Annotated in this window: 17 protein-coding genes and 1 pseudogene; 15 read left to right on the forward strand and 3 right to left on the reverse strand. The window is 65.8% G+C overall.

The genetic code is table 11. The features are described from left to right. Positions 1-7: 7 nt before the first annotated feature. The 9 genes from tssF to tssA are packed head-to-tail and all read left to right on the forward strand — an operon-like array spanning position 8 to position 14,210. Positions 8-1,837: a type VI secretion system baseplate subunit TssF gene (tssF, locus tag ABEG21_RS01975; protein ID WP_347555612.1), complete on the forward strand. Its 1,830-nt coding sequence runs from the start codon at positions 8-10 to the stop codon at positions 1,835-1,837. Beyond that, positions 1,792-2,859 carry a type VI secretion system baseplate subunit TssG gene (tssG, locus tag ABEG21_RS01980; RefSeq protein WP_347555613.1) on the forward strand — a complete coding sequence of 356 codons (1,068 nt, stop codon included), beginning with the start codon at positions 1,792-1,794 and terminating at the stop codon, positions 2,857-2,859. The genes tssF and tssG overlap by 46 nt, the downstream gene beginning before the upstream one ends. Continuing rightward, positions 2,852-4,777, forward strand: coding sequence for a type VI secretion system tip protein TssI/VgrG (gene tssI, locus ABEG21_RS01985; RefSeq protein ID WP_347555614.1), 1,926 nt, complete (start codon positions 2,852-2,854; stop codon positions 4,775-4,777). Before tssG ends, tssI begins: the two co-directional genes overlap by 8 nt. 37 nt (positions 4,778-4,814) lie before the next feature. Then, on the forward strand, positions 4,815-5,204 hold the full coding sequence (locus tag ABEG21_RS01990) for a DUF4280 domain-containing protein (protein ID WP_347555615.1): 390 nt from the start codon (positions 4,815-4,817) through the stop codon (positions 5,202-5,204). After that, entirely contained in the window at positions 5,201-5,704 is a 504-nt protein-coding gene (locus tag ABEG21_RS01995) for a hypothetical protein (RefSeq protein ID WP_347555616.1), read from the forward strand. The genes ABEG21_RS01990 and ABEG21_RS01995 overlap by 4 nt, the downstream gene beginning before the upstream one ends. Positions 5,705-5,732: 28 nt before the next feature. Further along, complete coding sequence (tssK, locus tag ABEG21_RS02000; protein WP_347555617.1) at positions 5,733-7,127, forward strand: type VI secretion system baseplate subunit TssK; 1,395 nt, start codon at positions 5,733-5,735, stop codon at positions 7,125-7,127. Next, positions 7,121-8,071, forward strand: a complete 951-nt coding sequence (locus ABEG21_RS02005; RefSeq protein ID WP_347555618.1) for a DotU family type IV/VI secretion system protein — start codon at positions 7,121-7,123, stop codon at positions 8,069-8,071. Before tssK ends, ABEG21_RS02005 begins: the two co-directional genes overlap by 7 nt. 21 nt (positions 8,072-8,092) lie before the next feature. Next, positions 8,093-12,856 (forward strand): type VI secretion system protein, encoded by a 4,764-nt coding sequence (locus ABEG21_RS02010; protein WP_347555619.1) that lies wholly within the window; start codon positions 8,093-8,095, stop codon positions 12,854-12,856. Between the two features lie 40 nt (positions 12,857-12,896). Beyond that, positions 12,897-14,210 carry a type VI secretion system protein TssA gene (gene tssA / locus ABEG21_RS02015; protein ID WP_347555620.1) on the forward strand — a complete coding sequence of 438 codons (1,314 nt, stop codon included), beginning with the start codon at positions 12,897-12,899 and terminating at the stop codon, positions 14,208-14,210. 93 nt (positions 14,211-14,303) lie between these two features. Here tssA and ABEG21_RS02020 read toward each other — a convergent pair whose 3' ends face one another. Continuing rightward, a complete protein-coding gene (locus ABEG21_RS02020) occupies positions 14,304-14,942 on the reverse strand; it encodes a 5-formyltetrahydrofolate cyclo-ligase (protein ID WP_347555621.1) in 639 nt (212 codons plus the stop codon). Positions 14,943-15,030: 88 nt separating this feature from the next. Between ABEG21_RS02020 and ABEG21_RS02025 the strand changes: the two genes are divergently transcribed. From ABEG21_RS02025 to ABEG21_RS02040, 4 genes are all read left to right on the forward strand, one after another. Next, positions 15,031-17,010 (forward strand): transglycosylase SLT domain-containing protein, encoded by a 1,980-nt coding sequence (locus tag ABEG21_RS02025; protein WP_347555622.1) that lies wholly within the window; start codon positions 15,031-15,033, stop codon positions 17,008-17,010. 51 nt (positions 17,011-17,061) lie between these two features. Beyond that, positions 17,062-18,030: a complex I NDUFA9 subunit family protein gene (locus ABEG21_RS02030; protein ID WP_347555623.1), complete on the forward strand. Its 969-nt coding sequence runs from the start codon at positions 17,062-17,064 to the stop codon at positions 18,028-18,030. 91 nt (positions 18,031-18,121) lie between these two features. Continuing rightward, positions 18,122-18,772, forward strand: a complete 651-nt coding sequence (locus ABEG21_RS02035) for a glutathione S-transferase family protein (protein ID WP_347556581.1) — start codon at positions 18,122-18,124, stop codon at positions 18,770-18,772. Next, a complete protein-coding gene (locus ABEG21_RS02040; RefSeq protein WP_347555624.1) occupies positions 18,773-20,023 on the forward strand; it encodes a multifunctional CCA addition/repair protein in 1,251 nt (416 codons plus the stop codon). 73 nt (positions 20,024-20,096) lie between these two features. On the opposite strand, the gene ABEG21_RS02045 is transcribed toward ABEG21_RS02040, so the two are convergent. Together ABEG21_RS02045 and ABEG21_RS02050 are read right to left on the reverse strand one after the other, a co-directional pair. Continuing rightward, positions 20,097-20,291, reverse strand: coding sequence for a DUF2905 domain-containing protein (locus ABEG21_RS02045; protein ID WP_347555625.1), 195 nt, complete (start codon positions 20,289-20,291; stop codon positions 20,097-20,099). 98 nt (positions 20,292-20,389) lie between these two features. Beyond that, positions 20,390-21,697: pseudogene (locus tag ABEG21_RS02050) on the reverse strand (SAM-dependent methyltransferase); the annotation flags it as partial. A gap of 82 nt (positions 21,698-21,779) precedes the next feature. Here ABEG21_RS02050 and ABEG21_RS02055 point away from each other — a divergent pair. Together ABEG21_RS02055 and ABEG21_RS02060 are read left to right on the forward strand one after the other, a co-directional pair. Next, positions 21,780-22,718 (forward strand): hypothetical protein, encoded by a 939-nt coding sequence (locus ABEG21_RS02055; RefSeq protein WP_347555626.1) that lies wholly within the window; start codon positions 21,780-21,782, stop codon positions 22,716-22,718. A gap of 302 nt (positions 22,719-23,020) precedes the next feature. Further along, on the forward strand, positions 23,021-23,416 hold the full coding sequence (locus tag ABEG21_RS02060; RefSeq protein ID WP_347555627.1) for a dihydroneopterin aldolase: 396 nt from the start codon (positions 23,021-23,023) through the stop codon (positions 23,414-23,416). Positions 23,417-23,458 lie beyond the last annotated feature (42 nt).

A 23,458-nucleotide genomic window follows, 5' to 3' on the forward strand; every position in this document is an offset into this window, starting at 1 on the left:
AACGTCGATGTCCGATGACATCTTGGAATACTACAAGCACGAGCTGGCGTATCTGCGGCAGCAGGGCACGACCTTTTCTGCCCGCTATCCGAACGTGGCCGCGCGTCTGGCGCTGTCCGGTACGGAATCGCAAGATCCGCAAACCGAGCGGCTGATCGAGGCCGTCGCCTTTCTGACGGCACGCGTCCATCGCGATATCGATCAAGCTGCCCCGGAGCTGGCCGGTGCGCTACTCGCGCAGGTTTGCCCTTCGCTGGCGCAGCCTTTGCCGTCGATGTCGATCGTCCGCCTGTCGCTGGATCCGGCGCAGGGCAAGGTCACGGCTGGCTATCGGCTGGCCCGGCATACGGCCTTGCAGGCGGAGACGGTGGACGGCGTGCCCTGTCATTTTCGTACCGGTTGGGACATGACGCTGTGGCCGGTGCGGGTAAGCGGCGCTTCCCAGACCGGCGACGACGCGATTACCTTGACGTTGGAAACGACGCACGGGGCAACGTTTCACGAGTGCGATATCCGCCGTCTGCGGGTCTATCTCTGCGGCGATTGGACCGAAGTGACGCCGCTTTATGCGCTGATGTTGACCGCCGTGCGGCAGGTGAGCGTGCATTCCGATGCAGGCCCGGCGCAGGTGCTGGGTGCGGGCGCCTGGCGGGAGGTGGGCTTCGCGGCCGAGGAGTCCTTGCTGGGCGCACCGGCGCCGGCGTATCTGCCGTATGTGCTGCTGCAGGAGTATTTCGTCTTTCCCAAAAAGTTTCATTTCTTCGATCTGCATCTACCGGCGGGCGCGTTCGGCGAGGGGCGCACGGCGCGCCTGACGTTTCAGTACGACCGCTCCGTCAGGGCGCTGCCGGCGGTGCGTGCCGCGCATTTCGATCTTGCGTGCGTACCGGTGATCAATCTGTTCCAGCGAACCAGCGAGCCGGTGCGCGTGGACGAGCGGCACTACGACTATCCGCTGGTGGCGGACCATCGGCACGACGCCTATACGGAGATCGTCGCGGTGGAGGGCGCGTGGTACATCGACGGCGCCAGCGGCAGCACCGTGCCGCTACGGCATTACGCGATGGCGTCGCCGGCATCGGGGCGGGGGGGGCCGAGCGGTGTGCCCGACGCCGATCCGGCGCCGGTGCTGTCGCCCGCTGTGGCGCCCGGAACGCATCAGGCGCGCGATGCGGCCTTGCTATGGATGACGCGGATGGCGCGATCGATACGTCCGCATCGTCCCGGAACCGACGCCTTTATTAGTTTCGTCGATGCCGATCACGCCGGTACGCCGCGCCCCGCATGGACCGTGTATGCGCGCCTTCTTTGCTCGAACCGGCGGCTTGCGGAGCAGATGCCCGCCGATGCGCGGATGACGCTGAGCCGCGGATCGCAGCATGTGCGTGCGCAGAGCCTGGCATCGCCCACCATCGCGCGCTTGCCGCCGCTTGGCAGCGAGGCCTTGTGGCGCCTGGTATCGCTGCTGACGCTCCATTACCAGACGTTTTCGAATGGCGAGGCGGTGCGCTATCTGCACGATCTGCTCAGTGTGTTTTCGTATGGGAGCGTGGCCGAGAAAGCGCAGATCGACGGCGTGCGCACGGTGCGCGCCGAAGCGATGACCTGGCATCTCGGAAACGAAGGCTGGCGGGGGTTTTGCCGCGGCACACGTATCACGATGGAATTCGACGAAGAGGCCTTTGCGGGCACATCGCCCTTGCTGCTCGCGGCCGTGTTGGCGCGGGTCTTTGCGATGTACACCTCGGTCAACACATTCATTTGCCTGGTGGTGAACAAGGGAGGCGAGATATGGCATCAGTGGACACCCATCGCAGGGACCTATCCGATGATGTGATGCGGCGCCTCGCGGCGCAGCCGGAGCGCTACAACCTGTTCCAGGCCATCCGCCTGATCGAGCGTGCGCGGGCGGACTGCGTGCCGCTAGGGCATGGCGACGGACGAGACGAGGCCGTGCGGTTGGGCGCGGTCACGTCGATGAAATTCGAGTCGCGCGATATCGCGTCGGTCGAGCCGACAGGGGAATCGCGCGCGCCAACGGTGTTGCGCACCGCGGTGATGGCGCTCGCCGGCGTGCAGGGGCCGTTGCCCGAGCCGTTCGCGCGACGCCTGTTCGAACGCGCGGCGCAGCGCGATTACGCGACGCGCGATTTTCTCGATATTTTCCATCATCGTCTGCTGACGTTTTTGTATCGCAGCAAGAAGCGTCGCTTCGCCGCGCTGTCGACTTTGGGGGATGCCGATGGTCCGCCATTGATGGCGGTACTGCGCGCGTTGATGGGAGACGCCCAGCGGTCGGCGCCGACCCGGCCGACGTATGCGGGACTGCTGTCCAGCGCGCCGCGCTCGCTCCAGGGGCTGGAAACGTTGCTGCAACATCGTCTGGACATTCGCGCCGACGCCAAGCCGTTTGTCGGCGGCTGGCTGACGATCGATCCACGCCAGCAATGTCGGATCGCCGGTCGACGGACGGCCGGCGCGGTGCTCGACGGGCGCTGCGCGCTGGGGCGACGCGCATGGGATCAATCGGCGGGCATCGCGTTGCGATGCGCGGTTGGCGGGCGCGTGTCCCCGGATGCGTTGCTGCCGGGCGGCGCGCGGCATGGCGTGCTGATCGAGGCCTTGAAACGCTATCTGCCGTCACGGCTGATGGTGCATGTGACGGTCTGCATGGATGACACGGGTGCCGTGGCACCGTTGTCGCTATCGCGTGCACGGCTGGGATGGACCGCGCGGCTGTCCGGTGGGCCATCGTGTACCCGGACGCGAGGCGTCGCGCCGCGGCATGCGCGCTTCTCCGTGCAGCTCGACCAGCACGCGACGGTCGATGACGCGGTCCGGGAGCACGACGATGCCTGATGCGGAAAACCGCACGGACTTCACGGCGAGCCTGCGCATCGAAGGCGTCGATCAGGTCCTCGTGCTCGACACGCTGGACGGCGAGGAGGGGGTGTCGCGGCTTTATGCGTTTTCGATCGCGTTCACCGTGAGCGGCGAACCGCTCGACGTCACGACGATGATCACGCGGCCGCTGTCGATCACCATGCGCTTCGCGGGGCAACGCGATCGTTTCGTGCGTGGGATCGTGTCCGAAATCGTCGAGGGCGACGCGCGAACGGCACCGGGAAACGACCACGATATCGTGCATTGCTACACCGCCAGCGTCGTGCCGAAAATAGCGTTGCTGACCTTCGATTCGGATCGTTCCATCTATCAAGGTCAGCGTCTTCCCGAGATCATGGGGAGCCTCTTCCGCGAACACGATATCGCCTTCGAAGACTGTCTCACGAAGACCTATCCGGTCCGCGATTATTGTGTGAGATACGACGAAAGTGCATACGCTTTTATCGCCCGTCTGATGGCGGAAGCAGGCATCTTCTTTTGTTTCGACATGGCCGCGGAGCCGCCCCGGCTCATTCTCGCCGATGTGCCGTCGTATGCCTTGCCGGGTAGTACGACGCAGGTCCTGCGTTATGTGCGCCGCCCGGCGGAACATATGGCCTTCGATACGATGTGGGCGCGTCGCATGGCACAGACGGCGGTGCCGCGTCAGGTGATCGTCAACGATTATCAGCCGACGACATCGGCCAGCTTGCTATTGGCGCAGGCGGGCAACACGGCGGCGTGGGGCGCACGGTATGTCTATCCGGGCGGGCACGACGATGTCGGTGATGGCGCGCAGCGGGCGCAGCGGCGTTTGGAAGCGGCGGGCGTCCCGCGTGCCACGCTGTCCGGGACGACGTGTTGTCATGCCTTGACGGCGTGGTCGCGAATGGCGCTGAAAGGCGACGGCGTAGACGCCAATAAGCCGGGCGATAGCGATTACCGTGTGTTGACGGTCCGGCATCAGATTCAAGACGGGCGGTACCAGGCGCGGTTTTCGGCGATGCCGGTCGATTGCCCCTTTCGACCGGAGCCGATCGACAGGCCCCGCATCGCCGGATCGCAGACCGGCGTCGTGGTTGGGCCAGCGGGAGAAACGGTCTGGGTCGACGACGCGGGGCGGATCAAGGTGCGATTGCACTGGGATCGCACAAGTGCTGCCGACGAACATGCGTCGTGCTGGATACGCATTGCCCAAGCAACGGCGGGGCAAGGGTGGGGACATTGGGTGTTGCCCCGCATCGGACAGGAAGTCCTGGTGAATTACGTGGAGGGCGATCCGGATCGCCCCGTCGTGACGGCGACCCTTTACAACGACGTACACACACCGCCGCTCACCTTGCCGCGTGAGCAGACGCAGACGGTCCTGCGCTCGCGCACCTTCGGCGCGGGTGCCAGCGACGGCAATGCGCTGGTCTTCGACGACAAGGCGGACGCGCAATTGTTGGCGCTTCACGCCAGCCGGGCGATGCAGATCGACGTGACGAATGCGATGTCGACGACGATCGCCGACGGCGACGAGACGCATCGTGTGAGCAAGGGAAACCGTGTGTTTGAAATCGCCGAAGGTGACGACACGCAGACGGTGCAGGGCAAGCGGACCGAAACGGTCAACGGCGATCATGCCGTGCACGATGGGTCCGCCTATCGGCATCTGGTCTCCGGGGACTATACGTTGCGAATCGATGGCAATTTCACCATCGAGGTGGGCGGCAATATCGGGATCAAGGCGGCAGGCGCGCTGTCCAATGAGGCGGGGACGGCATTGACGAACAAGGCCGGGACGACCTTGTCGAACGAAGGGCTGTCGATATCGTCGAAAGCATCGGCGACGCAGACGGTGGACGGCGGCGGCATGTTGACGTTGAAAGGCGGCCTGGTGTCGATCAACTGATGGACGTCGGTGCCTGGCGCACCGGGGAGGATTTGCAATGGCCTTGTTGACGATCGCCGGTGCCACGCTGCAATGCACGTTCGGCGCCGCCCCTTCGGTACTGAACGTACTGCCGCTGAAGCGGACGCTGTCGGGGACGCCGGCGGCCACCATTACCGACAACCTTCCCCTCGTGAATATCGTGCCTTTCGGTGTTTGTTCTTGTCCGGCCAATCCGATGGTGGCTGCTGCCACCGCCGCCGCGGCCGGTGTGTTGACGCCGATGCCATGCGTGCCTGTCTGTGCTGCGCCGTGGATTCCCGGCGCATTGCGCACCGTGATCGGCAAGACGCCGGCACTGGATAGCAAGAGCCTCTTGTTGTGCCAGTGGGGCGGCGTCATCAAGATCGTCGCGCCGGGTCAGGCGACCGTGACGGTGGGCGGATGAGGGCGCGGAGCGGTGGTACGCGCCGTTTTCGGCAGGGCGCGACGCGCGTCGCGTTGATGCTATCGGTGGTGTCGGCCTTGTCATTGGTGCTGGCGGTATCGAGTGGCTGCGCGTCGCATGCCATTCATTGGTCGCGACTGTCCTTGGTCGCGGCGGTCGATGCGAATGCCAACCATCCCGTCGCGGTCGACCTGGTGTTGAGTGCCGACGCGGAAATGAGCGATCGCCTCGCGGGTTTGTCGGCGGCGCAGTGGTTTGCGCAACGCGAGACCTTGCAGGCCTTGTTCCCGAATCGTCTCCGTTACATCGCCCGCGAGGTGGTGCCGGGGCAGACGCTGGCGTTGCCGCGCGCGCACATGACGTCGCGCCGGGCCAATGCCGCTTTCGTGTTTGCGCGATATGGCACGCCGGGCGTGCATCGGGCCCGGATCGCCACTTGGAGAGGAGCGGTCACGGTGCAGTTGGGGCCGGAGCGAATCGACGTCGTAATGGATCGGTAGTGCGCAGTATCAACCGGATGGCCAGGGCATGACCGACGAGCGTAGGGAAAGCATCATCGAGCGGGTCGAATGGCATGAGGGCATGCTGTTGTCGCCGCAGCACTTCCAGTTGCTGGACGCGCGCGTGGACCAACTGATGCGCTGGCATCGTTTGCACGCCAGTCCCTTCGCCTGGGGTGTCTGGTCCTGTCGTTTCGAGCCGATGTCATTGGCACTCGGCAAAATCCAGGTCCTTGCGCTGGAGGCCGTCATGTCGGATGGCACGGTGGTGCACTACGACGTGGCGGACCCCTTGCAGGCGCCGCTCGAACTCGATCTGCAGCGGCACGCGGCGCTGCTGAACGGCGACGCCGTCGATGTGTATTTGACGCTTCCCGGGGCGCATACGCTGCAAGGCAATCCTGCCGATGACACCGCCGATGCCGATGCCGATGCGAAGGCGGCGCGCCGACGTTTTCGATCCGTTGCCGGGCCGCTCGTGCCCGATACGGTATCCGGCGGAGATGCCGTGGCGGTGCCGCGCCGGGTGCCCCATCTGCGCCTGGCGGCAGGCGACGTGCCCGATGCGCGCTATGACGTGTTGCGGATCGCCACGTTAAGGCGTAGCGCCGATGTCGTGATGCTCGACGATCGTCTGCCGCCGTCGCTGCGGCTGGCGGATCAGGGGCCGATCATGGCGCGGCTGTCCGATATCGCCGTGCGGATGCGCGCCAAAGCGGTGTTTCTCGCACGGCAGCGCGCGCAGCCGGGTCTCGCTGCGCGCGACGGTCTTCGGTGCCTGACGCTGGCATTGCCGCAGGTCGAGGCGATGCGGCAGACGCCGGACCTGCATCCGCATACGTTGTTCGGGGCGCTCGCTGCCATCCGCGGCGCCTTGGCGCTGTTGCTCGAGGACACGGTGCCGGCCTTACTCGATCGCTACGATCACGACGACCCGGGAAAGAGCGTGATGCCCTTGATCGCCGATATCGAGCGGGCCATGCAGGCGGTTAGCGTGCGCTATCGCGAGCGCACGTTCACCTTACGCGACGGGGTCTATGAAGCGGTTCTGGAAGAGGATCTCGGCGACAGCTGTCTGGTCGTCGCAATCGGCGGGACGATACAAGGTTTGACGGCGTGGATGGCGAACGCGGTGATTGGATCGAAGGCCGATCTGCCCACGCTACGCGCGCGCCGTGTTCTCGGCCTGCCGCGCGAAGCGATCGATGATGCATCGACGCGCATCGGCGGCGATAGCGCGACTCGTGCGGTGTTTCGTATCGATACGCGGCACGCTTACCTGCAGGCGGGAACCGCGCTGGCGCTGTACCGGCCGCCTACGCCTGGGCAGCCCGTGTACGAGCCGACATTCGTCTTGCTCGAAGCGCTGCCGATCCAGGGCGACGGGCGCGAAAGCAATACGATGGAGGCCGTCGCATGCTGAGCATTCCCAGCTGGCAGGATGCGGCGGTATTCGTGCCGTTTCGCGCCTTCGTGGCGGAAATCGACGGGATCGCGCGCTCCGTCGATGCGGCTAGCTTCGTCGCCGACAGCACCGCATGGGTGCCGGGCTCCGATATGTACGGGCCTCCGGCACCGCGTGCCGAGGACGGGCCCACGGCGCCCCCGACGCGGGCGGTCGAAGCGGCCCGGGAGGTCAGTGATCGCCTGGTGCAACGCCTGCAGTTACAGGGCGTGCAGTGGCAGATGAGCGCTTACGCCGAGATAGGCGAGGCGGCGCATGAACTGCAATATATGTTCGCCGCGCTGGCGGACGATCTGCTACTGAACACCGCGTGGCCTGGGCAGGCCGCATGGATCGGCTGCCTTATCGAGGCACGCCTGTTCAACAGTCATGTGGCCGGCGATGCGGTGTTCGCCCGCATCGAGCGGCTCGTGAAGACGCAACGTCCGTCCACGCCGATGCTGGCACGACTCTATCTGTCGATGCTGGCACTGGGTTATCGCGGCCGCTATCACGGACACCTCGCCTCGCTCGGACAATTCGCGCCGCTAGGGGAAGCGTCTGTCGGCGCGAGCGCGGCCGAGCAGCTCGCCCGGTATCGACGGGCGCTTTACGAGGCGTTGATGCAGCGTCCGCTTTCCGACGATGCGCGTCGGCCGCGTCGCGTCGATGCCCGACCCTATGCGCATACGCTCGATACCGTCATGCCGATGCGCTTTCGTCGTCCGGCGCGGTGGGCGATTGTCGTCTTGATTGGCATCGGCGTGATGCTGGTGCTTTCGGAACTCGCCTGGCTTGCAAGCAGTTGGCCCGTGCGCGAGACGCTGCGCCAAACAATGCTGCCTTCGACCCAAGTGCTGACGAAGCCGCCGCGTGTCGTTCGAATCGCTTCTCATGCCGCGCATCGCGATGCCAGCGCGTGAACGCACAACGGAAGGGCGGATATGAATAACGTGAGTGTGATGTCGCTGCTGTCATCTCTGCCGACGACGGCGCTGACGATGGCGATAGCGGCCGCCCTGGGAAGCGTTGCGCTGATCGCGACGATGGTTGTCCTGATCCGGCGCCGATGGATCGGCTTGCACGAAAGTCGCGCGATGCTTGCGGCTGGCATGAAGGGCAATCGCGCCGCGCCGCGGAGGGGGGGCGGCGCGCCTGCCGCCGGCAACGTCGCAGCGACGGCTGCCGTCGATGCAGAGGCGAGCGGGGTTGCCGATCGGACCCGTTCGACGGACTCGGCACGCGATCCGGACGCGGCAAACGTAACAAACGCGACGAGCCTAACAAACGCCGCAACGCTCGCCAGCGTCTTGCGTGCGCTGCGCGAGGGCTTCCGCGCCTGCGCCGATCGTGTGGATGCGCGCATCGGCGCACGCAGGATGCACTACGGTGCACCCTGCGTGCTGGTCTTGAACGCCTCGCGCGATGCCCGACCGCTACCGCTGTCGAATCTCGACGTCACGCCCTGGTCGCCGATCTCCGCATCGCATGTCGGACATGCGGCGGACGGCCCGTGGCCGTCGCGTCTGGTGGCAATCATGAGACGCCGCTTGGCGGCGCGTCGTGTCGCGGTCGACGATGACGAGCCTGCTGCCATGCCGGCGATGCCGGGCATGACGTGGCGCTGTGCCGACCGGGGCGTGGTCATCGAGTTGCGTCATCCGCTGATCGATCACGCATCGTCCTCCGGCGTACCGGGCCAGCCGCAGCCGGTCTGGGACGCCTTCCTGCGTTGCTGTCGCCGATATCGTCCCGGCCGCCCGCTGGATGCGGTCGTGCTGGTCGTGCCGGCGCGTCTGCTGCGCGATGACTCGGTGCAGGGGCAAGTGGCGCTGAAGGAGGCGGCACAACTGGCGCATCAACGGCTCTGGCATCTGCAGCGACTGTTCGCGATGCGTGTGACGGTCTATGTGGTCATCGGCGAATGCGAAGCGATCCCCGGCTTCCGGGCGTTCGCGCAGGGCTTTTCCGTGCCGGCGCGAGACAGCATGGTGGGTTGGTCGTCGCCGTATTCGCCGGACCGACGTTGGGAGCCGGACTGGGTCGACGAGGCGATGACGCGGGTGCTGGAAAACGTCGCGGATGCCACGATGCAGCAGTTCGCCGATCCGCGCCGCGATGACCGGGAACGCGATCGCGCCAGTGGGATCGATGGCACGGCGGCCGAATGGATCGCGTTGTCGGGCGAATGGGCCGCCATGCGCCAGCCGCTGCATCGTTATATCGAGGCCTTGATGCGGCCCAACGCCTACCACGACCCGTTTTTATTGCGCGGCATCTACTGGGGCGGCGACGCTGCCGACTGTCCGCCAAGCGCGCCGTTGGTGGCGTCTGGATCCGAGCCGGCGTTTTACCGCGATCTCCTGTTGTGCAAAGTTTTCGCGGAGGTTGGGCTGACGCGCGCCTCATCGACGCAGTTTTTGCGCGCGCGCAGTGGACGTCGCATCGCCTTGTGGGGCGCGGCGGCATGTTTCGCGACTTGGACGGCCGGTATCGGGCTGGCAAGCTGGCAGACGGCAACGCGCGCGAAAGTAGTGGCGGCGACGTTGCGCGATGTACTTCTCGATGAAAGCGCGATGTCGGCTGCGGCGCAGCATCAGGAGGCGATGCCTGCCGACTGGTATCGCAACAAGACGATTGCCTTGCTCGCCGTCGATACCACGCTGGCGGGGCCGCTCGCCCGCATCGCGATGCCCGGGATGTGGCTGCCATTCGATCGTCTGGAGGCGCGGGCGTCCGCGCGATTCCAGCAAGTGTTTGGCGACGTGGCCGTGGTCGCGCTCGATCAGGCCTTCAGACGCAAGATGCAACGCTTGACCAGAGACGCGATCGATCGAAGCGAGGCAGCCGACGCCGGCTGGCGAGACGCCGACGCGCGCGGCGGCTTGCCCGAGGACGCCATCGACAACACGACCCCTACCCCTCGCGACATGCCTGCGATGCGCGACGTGCAGACCTATCTGGACGATGTCGATGCATTGGCGCAGGCCTTGCTGGCATGGGAGCGATTGCATGCCGCCCGGAACGCCGATGCTCGCGGGGCCGCCGATGCCGACGACTTTCGGACGGTGTTTCGCGATGTGATGGCGCACGATGTCCGGGGCGATGTCGCGCATCGCTTGCGGACGTTCTATCGCTACGTGAACGATGCGTCGCGGCCGCCTTCCGTGGTAGACCCGGACGTCCTTCGCGCCGTGCAAAGGGCATGGCAGCTGCGCGCGGCACGGGCGCGGCACGACGTGTTGTCGGCGAGCCCGTTGTTATCGGCTGACCGGCGCGTCGATGCGCTGGTGCGCGCGCTCGGACAAGGCGATGGGCAAGACGGCGCGTCTGCCGACTGGCCGGCGCGTTATACCGAGATCGTCGCCGCGCTCGATGACGAGGCGGCAATGGTCGAGGGCGGTGCATGGCGCTGGGTGCTGAGTGAGGCCGAGGGCCCTCCGCGCCAGCCGATGCGGGACGCCGATGCGCGGGCAGACGCACAGGATGCGGGGGATGCGGGCGCGAGCGCTTCCCGCGCGGTCGTCGGGCCGACTCCGCCATCCCGGCCTGTCGTGTGGCCAGTGTCGCGCGATGTCGATCGTATCGCCGGCCGAATAGCGCGCAATGCATTGCTGGGACCGGTGCACGCAACGGACTGGCGCGAAGGCTGGGCGCGCGGCAGGCGCGGGCTGCAATCCGATATGGCGCAGTGGCTGTCCGACCCCGGTAGCGGCCTCGTGTGGCGTCGCGTCGATGCGACGTGGCATGTGAAGCCGGAGCGAACCGCTTTGCGCAGCGCGTTCACGGCGCTGTTGGCACAGCCTTACATGGCGCCGACGCGCGCGCAGGTCATCCCCGCGCCCGCAGACCAGCAGGTACTGCGATGGCGTCTGGAGGGGCTGACGGCGGCGGCGATGCAGGACGACGCGCGCCAGCAATTTATTGGGAAGACCGTATTGCCGCTGACGCCCGATGTCGCGCAAGCCATTACGCGTGGCGTCGAGGCGCAGCGCGCCGTGATGTTGCTGCACCGCTTGGGCGAGTCGGCGCAGCGTGTGCCGATTTCCGCGATGGACGGTCCCGTCAACGCGGCGGCGGCATCGTCCGCGCCCGCCGTCCGTGTGGCACTGGCGCGTATCGCCGACGCCTTGACGGCGCTCGGCGCGCAGCCCGCGGCGTTGCAATTGCAGATGCGCGTGTCGGCCGATGCGATGAGCTGGCTGGCGGCGTTGGATCGCGCGTTGACGCTGGCGGACCCTTACGCCATTGACCGCGCGATGACGCGTGCCGATGCATGCGGGCGTCCCCGTGCCGGCGCGGGCGATCGTGCCGTGTCCGGCGATGCGGTCGCCTGGCCGATCGCGTGCGCCTTCGGCGTGCACACGCAGCAGGGATTGACGTCCTTCGTCGGCGCGCAATCGGCGAACGTGGTTGCGTCGGCGGAACAGGCAAAGGCGCAATTGCCCTTGCTGGCGGCTGCCGATGCGCAAAGCGAGCTGGCGCGAAAATGGCGCGCGATCGTGCTGGATCTCGCGCGGCATGCGGTGCGGAGTCCGACATCGTCGCTGTTGCAACTCGAACAGTTCATTCTTGCCGTCGGTCGTCCGGAAAACGGAAGCGCGCCCGCCGCCGACGCGTGTACGCGTATCGCGGCCGCGCCGCCCGAGTCCTTGCCACAGGACTATTTCGGCGAGACGCAATGGCAGCTGTATCGCTGGCTATCGGCGCAATGTCGCGCGGCGAACGTGCTGCAACGACGCACCGCGTGGCAGGCTTTCCAAAACGTCTTCAATGCGGAACTCGCGGGCCGCGCTCCGTTTGCCATGCCGTCATGGCGGCATGACGCTGGGCCCATGGCGGCAGCGGATCCCAGACAGATCGCGAGAGCCCTGGCGCTGTTTGGGCATTTTGTAGCCCAGCCCGGGCCCGTCGATGCGGAGAGCCGCGCGTTCGGGCTCGCCAGTACGCCGGCATCGGTGACGACGTTTGCACGGCAGTTCGCGGCGATGGCGCCGGTGCTTGCGTCGATGACCCCCGCACCGTCGCTCGCGTCGACCCAGACGACGCCGGCGACGCTCGCGACGGTCGGCCTGCAAAAGGGGTTGCGCATTCGGGTCGCGTTCCGGGTGAATCAAGCGGCGGAATCGTACGGCAATCAGATCATCGATTGGACGTTTCAGTCCGGTGTGCAGCGTGTGAGTAAGCCGCGCGATGCGCTAACGGCGCAAGGCCCGGCCGCACTGGCCTGGCAGCCGGGAGATCCGATCGTCTTGACCTTGCGATTGGCAGATGAGGCGCAGATTCGCATCCGGACGGACCCCCATCAGCCGGCGTTGGCGACCGATGGCAAGACGGTGACGTTCCGTTTCGACGATCTCTGGGCGCTGCTGACGATGATCGATCGCCAACGACTCGCGAAGGGCGGCGCCACGGAAACCTTGGCGTTTTCCTTCCCCGTCGTGCCCTGCATCCCGGGCGCGACGCAGACGTGTGACTTGCCGATCGCTGCCGCCACATTGGCGCAGGTCGATGCGCTGGACGCGCATCCGCGCAGTGGAACGGAGGAGACGCTCAACGCGCGCGTCTTCATCGGCGTGAGCTTGCAATCCGACGAACGATCGACGATCGATGCCGCATCCGACGCCGTCCAGCAACCGGGCGCGGTGACGGCCGTGCGGCCGATCGATTGGCCGGCTCGGCGGCCGCAGGGCGCGCCGGCATGGTGACCCCACGCGGCCGGTATCGTGGCCCGCATCGGAGTGGGCCGTGGATGCGATAGGCGAGCAGGTGTCCGCGTCGACATCGGACGAATCGATCGCAGCCGAACGGCAAGCGCGCGTGGACGTCACGATCCAGGCGTGGCGGGAAGACGCGACGCTTGCCCCCTTCGTGAGCGCGATGTCGGCGATCGTGGCGCCGCTTGGCAGCGGCTCGCCCGTGGGCGCCGCGTTGCGCTATCACCCGGTGTTCGGCGAGATCAAGCTGGCCCGCGTCGCCGACGATCCGTCGCTACCGCAAGGCGAGTGGATCAAATCGCGGAAGAAGGCCGATTGGGGCAAGGTACAGGCCTTGTGCCAACGCGCGCTCGGCGAAAGCGGAAAAGACTATCAAGTGGGCGCCTGGTTGTGTGAGGGATGGTTTCATGTCTCGGGCGTCGCGGGATTGCGCGCCGGCGTGATGGTGATGCGGGCCTTGGTGTCGCATTACTGGCGTGACGGCTTTCCCGAGATCGCACCGGACGATTGCGATGCGCGCTTCAATGTCTTCGCCTGGCTCGACGAGGCCGTGGCACGCCTGCTGCGGCATGAACTGAGCGTGTGTCCGTCCCTGGGTGGCGCCATCACCTCGGACGGTGGCGACGAGGCCGCGCACGCGAATGGTGCCGCGTTGGATCTGACGCCCGCACGGTGGTCCGACGTGATTGCCGGCAAGGCGGGCGTGGGCGTGCCCGATGCCGCGACCTGGCGTGCAAAGGCCGATCCCGCACGCATCGACGCACTACACGACCTTCACGCGCAGCTGACGACCTTTGCCGCGCAATGGCACGCGTTGCGCGATGCGTTGGACGTCGGCGTCGCGCGCCATGCGGACCGCGAGACCCGGATGCAAGTGCCCACTTTGCGCCAGGGCGACCGCGCCATCGAGGCGGCGCTTCAGGCGATACAGGGGCTGATTGATGGGCGACCGGCGTCGCGTCGCGCGTCGTCGGCCGGAATGCCGGATGGCGATATGACGGGCAGCGATGCAGCGGAGGAGACGAGGGTGGAGACATCGCCGGACAGCGCGAACGAGGGCGCAGGCGTATCCGGGCGTTCGATCCGGGGTGCCGGGCCTGGGGTCACGTTTCAGGACGCGCAGATCGAATGGCGCCGCGTCGACGCGTATCGTGCACTGGCGGAGATTGCCGCCTTTCTACGGCAGGCGGAGCCCCATAGTCCGGTGCCCTATCTGATCGAAAAAGCGGTGGGCTGGGAAAACGCGCCGCTCGACCAGATCATGGGCGAGGTCTTCCGTAGCGACGCCGCGATGCGGCAGTACGCGGCCTTGATCGGCGTTGCCGTGGAGGCGACGTCGGCCTAAGCCTGCGCCGAACCGTACACGGCAACGTTGGCGTCACCGACGGCGATCTGTCTCGACGGTGGTCGAGCGCGAAGACCTCGCGTCGATGCTCGCTTAGCGCCGATAACGCTGTTGCTCGGTCTGAATCGCGTCCAGCGGGATATCGAAGGTGTCGGTCGGCAGTGCCGCGATCCGCGTGGCCTCCAGCGCAATGCCCAGCGTGGCCGGACGCTGCGCGGCGTCGGCGAGCGTCCGGTCGTAGAAGCCGCCGCCATAGCCCAGGCGAAAGCCCCGCGCATCGAACCCCACGCAGGGGATCAGTAAAGCGTCGGGTGTGATGTCAACGGCCGGTGCGTCTGCGTCGTTTTCCGGAATGCCGATGCCGTACCGGCCGATGCGCATCGGGGTATCGGGGCGCCAGCCGGCAAACCTTAAAGGGCTTGCAAGCTGCACTTCCGTGGGCAACGCGGCGCGACGCGTGGGGTCGTCGGCCAACCAATGAGATAGGGTCGCACGCAGATCCGGCTCACCGGCGAGCGGCCAGTAGAAGCCGACGCAACGGAAGCCGCCCGCGTCGAGCCAGGCCCGAACACCGGCCGCGATGGCGTGTTCGGTCGCGGGATCCGACGTCAGGGCGGCTTGTCGCAAGGGGAGCAGACGCTTACGCAGTGCGATTTTTTCCAGGCGGATCGGATCGATCGCGTCGGGGACAGGGGACGGGTTAACGCTGGGCGGTGGGGAGTTGGCGCTCATGCGGTTCGGCCCGTTGTGTGGAGCGCGCATACGAGCGCTGCGGCGCTGGGACTGCGTGATATGCTGTTCACATTCAAAAGAACGCAAGATGGCAGAGACAATGGTGCGAGTATATCGCGCGATGGCGGCGGGTCTGGTCGCAGTCGTGTTGGCGGCATGCAGTTCCCCCGGAGCGGTACGTGCGCAGTCCGCCGCTATGGCGCCGGACGCGGCGGATCGGATCTTCCTGCAGTTGCGTGACGCGGCACGTCGAAACGACGCGCCTGCGGCCGCCCAGCTTGCCGCGCAGATTCCGGACTATCCGATTCCGAGCTATGTTGCGTATTACCGCATCAAGCCGCAGATGTTCGATCAGTCGGGCAAGGCGCGGCTCGACGCGCCGGACGACCAGATCGTGGGCTTTCTGCAGCAATACGATGGCACCGCGATCGCCGATCGTCTGCGCAACGATTACTTGACCGTGCTGGGCGCGCGCCACGACTGGCGCACGTTCATGACGCAATACCCGCGCTTCCAGCTCGACGACGACACGCAAGTCAAATGCTATGCGCTCGAGGCACGCGCGGCGCGTGGCGAGAGCGTGGCCGAACCGGCGCGTCTGCTGCTGACGAATCCGCGCTGGTACGGTGATGGCTGTGTCGATCTGATCGGCGCGCTGGCCGCGAGCGGCCAGTTCACCTCGGACGATGTCTGGGCGCAGATGCGCCTGGCCTATGAGGGCAACTATACGTCGCTGGGCCGTCGCATCGGCGATGCGCTGGGTCCGTACAAGCCCAGTGATCAGGTGCTGTCGATGGCCACGGACAAGCCGCCGATCTATCTGTCCCAAACAATCCGCACGAACGATCCCGCGCATCAGCTCGCGCTGCTGGCCATCATTCGGATCGCCGCGAACGATCCGGCGCAGGCCGCCGTGGCTTACGCCAATGTCGCGCCGCGTCTGACCGAGGCCGAGCGGGGCATCGGCTGGGGCGCGATTGCCTATCGTGCGGCCTTGAAGCAAATGCCGGCGGCCGTGGACTGGTATCGGATGACTGCCGGTACGCAGCTGACGCTGAACGAATACGAATGGCGCACCCGTGCCGCCTTGGGCGCGCAGGATTGGACGATGGTGCGTTGGTCGATCGAGGAGATGCCGCCGGTCCTGCGCGACCAGCCGGTCTGGGTCTATTGGCGCGCCCGTGCGATGCAGCAGGCAGGACAAGGCGGCGATCAGGCCGGTGCACAGACGCTGTTCCAATCGATTGCCAATCAGTACAGCTTCTACGGGCAGTTGGCCAACGAGGCACTGGGCGGCGCGACGACGATTCCGCCGCGCACGACGGTCAGCGCGCAGGAAATCGCCGATGCCGGCCGCAATCCGGGTTTTGTCTTGGCGCGTCGCTTCTACGATCTGAATATGCGCTTCGAGGGCAATCGCGAGTGGAACTGGCAGTTGCGCGGGATGAGCGATCGCCAATTGCTGGCGGCGGCGAATTACGCGAACCAGATCCAATTGTTCGACCGCGCGGTCAACACGGCCGACCGGACGCGTAGCGAGCACGACTTCTCGCTGCGCTACCTCGCGCCGTTCCGCAACATCGTCGATCGCTATGCGAAAAGCACGGGCCTGGATGTCGAGTGGGCGTATGGCCTGATGCGGCAGGAATCGCGCTTCATTTATAACGCGCAGTCCGGCGTGGGCGCGTCCGGCCTGATGCAGCTGATGCCCGGCACCGCCGATCTCGTCGCCCGCAAGTTGGGCATGGGCAAGCTGAGCCGTGCGCAGATCAACGAACTCGATACCAATATCAAGTTGGGCACCGCCTATCTGGCGATGATCTACGACCAGTTCGATCAATCGCCGGTGCTGGCATCGGCTGGCTACAACGCCGGGCCGGGTCGTTCGCGGCAATGGCGCGCGGTATTGACGCGTCCGGAAGAAGGCGCGATCTTTGCCGAGACGATTCCGTTCAACGAGACCCGCGACTACGTCGAGAATGTCTTGTCGAATACCGTCTACTACGGCGCGCTGTTCGAAGGGCGGCCGAAGTCGCTGCGCGAGCGTTTGGGCACGATCTCGCCCTGAACGCGGTATGCCGCGCGCCGCTCGGTGCGCGGTTCCCATAAGGAGGATGACATGCGTTATCAATCGGTGGCGGTCATCGGGGGGACCGGCTTTATCGGTCGCTCACTCATTCCCCAACTCCTGGAAGCCGGTTATGCGGTGCGCGTGGCCACGCGCCGCCGCGTGCAAGCGCGTCCGATCCAGATGCTGCCCATCTCCATCACCGAATGCGATGTGCATGTGCCGGCGCAGCTCACCGCCTTTCTCGATGGTGCCGATGTCGTGATCAATCTGGTTGGCGTGCTGCAAGACAAGCGTGCCACGCCCTATGGTCCCGGTTTCGCACGCGCGCATGTGGCGCTGCCGGAAAAGATCTGCACGGCCATGCGGACGCTGGGGATACAGCGTTTGCTGCACCTCAGCGCATTGCACTCCGATGTGAACGGCCCCAGCATGTATCTGCGCTCGAAAGGCGAGGGCGAGCAGCGCATCGATGCGGCGGTCCGCGCCAGCGAGAGCGACGGCGGCACGCCTCTGCGCGCGACGGTGTTTCGACCCTCGGTGATTTTCGGGCCGGGCGATCAGTTCCTGAACACCTTCGCCCAGGTGCTGAAGATCGCGCCCTTCATGCCGCTGGCGTGCCCCGATGCGCGATTCCAGCCGATCTATGTCGAGGACGTCGCACGCGCTTTGGTCAATATGATCGAACTGGATGCGCCCACGGTGCCACGGGTTTTCGATCTCGGTGGTCCGGGCGTTTATACCTTGGCGGAGCTGGTGCGCTTCACCGGGGAGGCCAGCGGACATCGTCGTCCGATCATCGGTTTGCCGAGCTGGGCCGGGAGGCTTCAGGGCGCGCTCTTCGAGCATCTTCCCAATCCGCCGATCACCCGCGACAATATCGATTCGATGGAGGTGGACTCGGTGCTGAGCGGCCCGATGGATCCGCTGCTGCGCGTGACGCCGGCGCCGTTGGAAACGGTGGCGGGCGCTTATCTGCGCGGCCTGCCGGTGGGACAGCGTTGGAAACCGTCGGCCTGAGCTTGAGCCAGGGCCGTGGCGCAGGCGATGGGTCTCCCGGAGCGTTATTTTCCACGCATCGCTTGAACCTATTCGGGAGCGTATTGCAATGATGCAACTGGTTATCGCCAACAAGAACTATTCGTCCTGGTCGATGCGTCCGTGGGTGCTGATGAAGCACTTCGATCTGCCGTTTCAGGAAACACTCGTTCTGCTGGCCCAACCCGACACCGCCGACATCATTCGTCGTTATTCGCCGAGTGGTCGCGTGCCCTGCCTGATCGATGGGCCGATCACCGTGTGGGACTCGCTGGCGATTTGCGAGACGCTGGCCGAACGTTTTCCCGAAAAAGCGCTGTGGCCCACCGATGCGATCGCACGCGCGCGCGCCCGTTCGATCAGTGCCGAGATGCACGCCGGTTTCGCGGCGCTGCGCAACAATATGCCGATGAATATCCGCGCGCGTGCAGGTGCCGAACGGCTGAAGCATCTGGATGCGGACACGCATGCCGATATCGCGCGCATCGATGCGATCTGGTCCGAAGCGTTGGCGCATTCCGGTGGTCCCTACCTGTACGGCGATTTCACCGTCGCCGATGCGATGTATGTCGCCGTCGTCATGCGTTTCCAGACTTACGGTCCGTCGCTGTCCGCATCGTCGGCCGCGTATATGGCACGCGTGATCGCGTTGCCTGCGGTGCAGGCGTGGATCGCCGATGCCCAGAAAGAACCGGCCATCGCGCGTTACGACGAGGTGTTGTAAGTGGAGATCTACACCGTGGGCGGCGCGATCCGCGATGGCTTGCTCGGCCTGCCCGTGCAGGACCGTGACTACGTGGTGGTGGGCGCCACGCCGGAGCAGATGGCGGCGCGCGGCTTTCGGCCGGTAGGCAAGGACTTCCCGGTCTTCCTGCATCCGTCCACGCAGGAGGAATACGCGCTGGCGCGGACCGAACGCAAGACCGCGGCGGGCTATCACGGCTTCGTCTTTCACTACGCGCCGGATGTGACGCTGGAAGAAGATCTCGCGCGTCGCGATCTGACGGTTAATGCGATGGCGCAGGCGATTGCGCCGGACGGCACGCAGGTCGGACCGATCGTCGATCCGTACGATGGGCAAGGCGATCTGGCCGCGCGGATCTTCCGGCATGTCGGTCCGGCGTTTAACGAGGATCCGGTGCGGATTCTGCGTCTGGCGCGCTTTGCGGCGCGCTTCGTCGATTTCACCGTGGCCGAGGAAACGATGACACTGATGCGCGGCATGGTCGCCGCCGGCGAGGTCGATGCGCTGGTGCCGGAGCGTGTCTGGCAAGAGCTGGCGCGGGGGCTGATGGAAGCGCGGCCGTCGCGTATGTTTGCGGTCTTGCGCGAGTGCGGCGCCCTGGCGCGCATCCTACCCGAAGTCGATGCGCTGTTCGGCGTGCCGCAACGCGCCGATTACCATCCGGAAATCGATACCGGCGTGCACGTGATGATGGTGACCGATCACGCGGCGGCGGCCGGCTATGCGCTGCCGGTGCGCTTCGCGGCGCTGACGCACGATCTCGGCAAGGCGGGAACGCCGGCCGATGTGTTGCCGCGCCATATCGGTCATGAGGGACGCAGCGTCGATTTGCTGAAGCCGCTGTGCGAACGGTTGCGCGTGCCGAACGACTGTCGCGATCTGGCGGTGATGGTCGCGCGCGAGCACGGCAATATCCATCGGGTGCGGGAGTTCGGCGCGGCCGCCTTGGTGCGTTTGCTCGAACGGTGCGACGCCTTGCGCAAGCCGGCGCGCTTCGCCGAGGCCTTGCAGGCTTGCGAGTCCGATGCGCGCGGGCGGCTCGGTTTCGAGGCGAATCCCTATCCTCAGGCGGAGCGTTTGCGTCTGGCGCTGGTGGCCGCACGCAGTGTCGATGCCGGTGCGGTGGCGGCACAGTTCGCCGCGCAGCCGGCGCGCATCAAGGATGCCGTGCACGATGCGCGCGTAGCGGCCGTGGCGGCCGCCTTGCCGGGCGAGCCGAAATCGGACTGAACGCGGGGTAAAAGCCGTCGAAGCGTGGCGCGACGGTGACCTTGACCTTTATCTTGCTCTTGACCGTTACCGGCTAGAGCACGCGCACCAGCGCGAAGCCGATCGCGGTGATCACGATCGACGACATGAAGGGAAAGGCATACTCGCGCCCGAAGGCGCGAAAGCGCAGATCGCCCGGCAGGCGGCCCACGCCGATCTTGCTGAGCCAGGGCCAGCAGGCGTTGAGCAACATCGTCGCGATGAACGATGTGATGAACCAGCGGATCATGATGTGCCGTTTCCGGCTGCCGCTGCGTTGCCGACCGCATCGGCGCCACCATCGGCGCACGGGTTTTCTTCCCCGTCTTCGTCCTCATCGTCCGGCAGCAGGGTCCACGAGCGATCGCCGGTCAGGAAAGCATCGGGAATATCCTCCAGCCCCCGCGAAAAGCCGATCACCTTGAACAGTTCCCCCATCTCGGCTTCCGACAACAGTTTCTGCATTGCATTGGCCTTGGGCAGATACTGCGCAGGTTTTTCCGGGCTGGCCTGCTTGGCGAGCAGATCGGCGATGCCGCAATTGATCAGGAAGCGGCCTTGGGACATATAGCCGAGGATATCGGCGCCCGCGTCCAGACCCGCTTGCGCCATCGCGCTGAAATCGACGTGCGCCGTGATGTCCTGCAAGCCGGGATAGAGCAGCGGGTCGGTATGCGCTTGATGCCGGTAATGACACATCACCGTGCCCGCGCCGCGCTGCGGATGGAAATATTCGTGCGCGGGAAAGCCATAATCGATAAAGATCGCCGCGCCCTTTTCGAGCATCGTGCACACGGTGGCGACAAACGCGCTGGCCGCGCCATGCGTCTCCACCAGATAGTCCTGACCACTGCGCCCGACCTGTTCGAACAGCGCGCGTAACGGCGGCGCCAGTGCTGCAGGCGCCGCGCTCGGACGATCTTGCTGCACGAGTTGCGTGCCATCAAGCGCGACGCCGCGCTCATGCCATCGGCCGGCGCTGAGCGGATGCAGCGTGATCGGCATGGCATCGAGGACCTCATTGCCGATCACCACGCCGCTGAAGCGCTCCGGCAAGCGATCGATCCACGTCACATGGGCGTCGACCCAGTCACGCACGTGTTGCCGCGCGTCCGCGTCGCCTTGCTCGGGTGCAGCGCCAGCGGGCCCTGTCGCGCCCGCGCGGGCGAGAAGATCGACCAAGGTATCGCGTTGCCGCGCCCGCAGTTCGCCCGACAGTTCGACGATCGTGTAGTGCCGGCAGAGCGGCGCTTCCATGGCCGATTCGACAGCCGATTCAACCGACAAGGCGTGCAACGCCAAAATCAGATCCGCGGCCAACTTCCCGCTGCCCGCGCCGAATTCCAGCACGGTATCGGCATCGGCCATTTTCAGCGCTTGGGCGATGGGGCGCGCGAATGCTTGCCCGAACAGCGGCGTCAGTTCCGGGGCGGTGATGAAATCGCTGCCGTCCGCGGGACTGCGGCCGAATTTGACGTTATCACCGCTGTAATACCCGAGGCCCGGCGTGTAGAGCGCCAGCTCCATATAACGCGAGAATGGCAGCCAGCCGCCGTGGTCGCTTATCTCCGCGGCGATGCGGGCACGCAGTGTTGCGCTTCGCGCGAGGGCGGCAGCGTCGGGAACAGGTAAACTGGGAGGCTGATTGGCGTTCATCGCGACATTGTAAATGACCAGCGATCTTTCCCCCGCTCCTGTTGTGTGTCCCGGCCTACCCGCTTCCGCGCGTAAGCCCGTCGTGCTATTACCCGCCCGCATTGCCGATGCGCCCGACGCCGACGCGCCGCCCGACGCGGTCGCGGGCCCGTCCGATGGCGTTTCTTGCCGCATCATCGACATCCTGGGCCAACGCGCGGCGCGGCTGGCGACAGCGTTTGCCGAGGCGGGCTGGGATATCGGTTTCTACGGCGTCGCGCCGGCGGGCTGTAATGTCGGCGAGGCGCTGCGCGGTTCACCGCGTGCCAACGCGCTACGGGCCGTTGGCGCGCAGGCCGGCCGCGTCTTGCGTCTGACGTTCCTGCCATTCGACGCGATGGCGGCGCATGCCGATGCCGCGTCGGCGCTGATCGCCGACTGCGCGGCGCCGACGGCGTTCGGCGAAGCGCCGCGTTGCCTGGTGCTGGCGCCATCGATCTGGCCGGATGTCGTCGGTCACGAGACGATCGGCAATTCAAGCGTGCCTGTGGCGTCGGGCCCGTCGAGCGATGCGCTGCGCTGGGACAGCGACGAGATCAACGCGTTTCACCAAGCCAATGTCACCGCGCCGCTGTGCCTGGCGCGTGCGCATCATGCGGCGTGGCACCTCGTCCGGGAGCGCGTATCGTCCGAGTCCGTCGAGGTGCTCGCGCGTTATGCCAGCGAGGACGTATCGATCATGGTCCTGTTGGACGCCGTCGGATTGCAGCGCCATGTCGACATCGGCCGTATTCCCTATGCCGCGTCGCAGGTAGCCCTGCACGCCACGATACCCAGTCTGGCGCGGGCGTTCGCGCCGGGCATGCGCGTGGCCGCTCTCAGCGCGCCCTTGTGTGATCGGGATGCCCGGGCTGTCGCGGATCAGGCCAGCGCCGATGCCGCACTGGCGCAAGCCCTCTGTTATGTCGCGGAGGCCAACACGATTACCGGTGCGACATTGCAGCTGAGCGGTGCGGCGAACCAAATCGCCGGGAGCGAGTAAACTGGCGACCCGACGCGCCGGGTGTGCCTGGCTGTTTCCCGTCGATACCGAGGATACGGCGAACGTCGATCCACGCGAGCGGGTTCGCCGTCGCCATGCCCGTGGGAATCTGTGGTGCAAACGCGTCATTGGGAAGCATCGTCGTGGCGATTTGTCCCAAATTGTCATGACGCTGCCGACGGCTTTTGCCGAAACGGCGTTGTGATTGATAATATTGAAGTTTTTCGTTTTTTAGCCGGGCGTATTCGCGTTTTTACGTCGAACCGACGCCCGCCGCCGATAGTTTCCAGTGGAGCCGCGCGATGTCCAGCGTGCTGATCGACCCGCGTCTTGCCGACTGCCGCCGCCTGTTCGTCCGTGACTATGAAGTCCGGATGCATATTGGCGCGTACGAGCGGGAAAAGCACGGACCGCAACGGGTCCGATTCAATGTCGAGCTGTTCGTGCCGCTGGCGATTTCGACGCCGCATCGCGACGCACTCGAAGAGATCGTCAATACCGATATCATCCGCGACGCCATCGTTGCGGCCATCGGCGACGGTCATGTGCATTTACAAGAAACCCTGTGTGATGGCCTGGCCGAGCGCTTGCTCGCCGACCCGCGAATCCGCGCGGTCCGCGTCATCACCGAGAAGATCGATGTCTATCCGGACTGTCAGTCCGTCGGCGTCGAGGTATTCCGATTCAAGGAGGCGTAATGCCTGACGATATTCACGCCGCCGTGACGGCGGACGCCGCCG

Origin of the sequence: Robbsia sp. KACC 23696, from assembly GCF_039852015.1 — a bacterium.
Lineage (GTDB): Bacteria > Pseudomonadota > Gammaproteobacteria > Burkholderiales > Burkholderiaceae > Robbsia.

What these genes read in the sequence shown, in the direction of transcription:
- tssI (WP_347555614.1), top strand. Translation starts at nt 2,852, where the DNA reads ATGCCTGATGCGGAAAACCGCACGGACTTCACGGCGAGCCTGCGCATC.
- ABEG21_RS02035 (WP_347556581.1), top strand. Translation starts at nt 18,122, where the DNA reads ATGCAACTGGTTATCGCCAACAAGAACTATTCGTCCTGGTCGATGCGT.
- ABEG21_RS02005 (WP_347555618.1), top strand. Translation starts at nt 7,121, where the DNA reads ATGCTGAGCATTCCCAGCTGGCAGGATGCGGCGGTATTCGTGCCGTTT.
- tssF (WP_347555612.1), top strand. Translation starts at nt 8, where the DNA reads ATGTCCGATGACATCTTGGAATACTACAAGCACGAGCTGGCGTATCTG.
- tssK (WP_347555617.1), top strand. Translation starts at nt 5,733, where the DNA reads ATGACCGACGAGCGTAGGGAAAGCATCATCGAGCGGGTCGAATGGCAT.
- ABEG21_RS02020 (WP_347555621.1), bottom strand. Translation starts at nt 14,942, where the DNA reads ATGAGCGCCAACTCCCCACCGCCCAGCGTTAACCCGTCCCCTGTCCCC.
- ABEG21_RS02025 (WP_347555622.1), top strand. Translation starts at nt 15,031, where the DNA reads ATGGCAGAGACAATGGTGCGAGTATATCGCGCGATGGCGGCGGGTCTG.
- ABEG21_RS01990 (WP_347555615.1), top strand. Translation starts at nt 4,815, where the DNA reads ATGGCCTTGTTGACGATCGCCGGTGCCACGCTGCAATGCACGTTCGGC.
- ABEG21_RS02010 (WP_347555619.1), top strand. Translation starts at nt 8,093, where the DNA reads ATGAATAACGTGAGTGTGATGTCGCTGCTGTCATCTCTGCCGACGACG.
- ABEG21_RS02030 (WP_347555623.1), top strand. Translation starts at nt 17,062, where the DNA reads ATGCGTTATCAATCGGTGGCGGTCATCGGGGGGACCGGCTTTATCGGT.
- ABEG21_RS01995 (WP_347555616.1), top strand. Translation starts at nt 5,201, where the DNA reads ATGAGGGCGCGGAGCGGTGGTACGCGCCGTTTTCGGCAGGGCGCGACG.
- ABEG21_RS02060 (WP_347555627.1), top strand. Translation starts at nt 23,021, where the DNA reads ATGTCCAGCGTGCTGATCGACCCGCGTCTTGCCGACTGCCGCCGCCTG.
- tssG (WP_347555613.1), top strand. Translation starts at nt 1,792, where the DNA reads ATGGCATCAGTGGACACCCATCGCAGGGACCTATCCGATGATGTGATG.
- ABEG21_RS02045 (WP_347555625.1), bottom strand. Translation starts at nt 20,291, where the DNA reads ATGATCCGCTGGTTCATCACATCGTTCATCGCGACGATGTTGCTCAAC.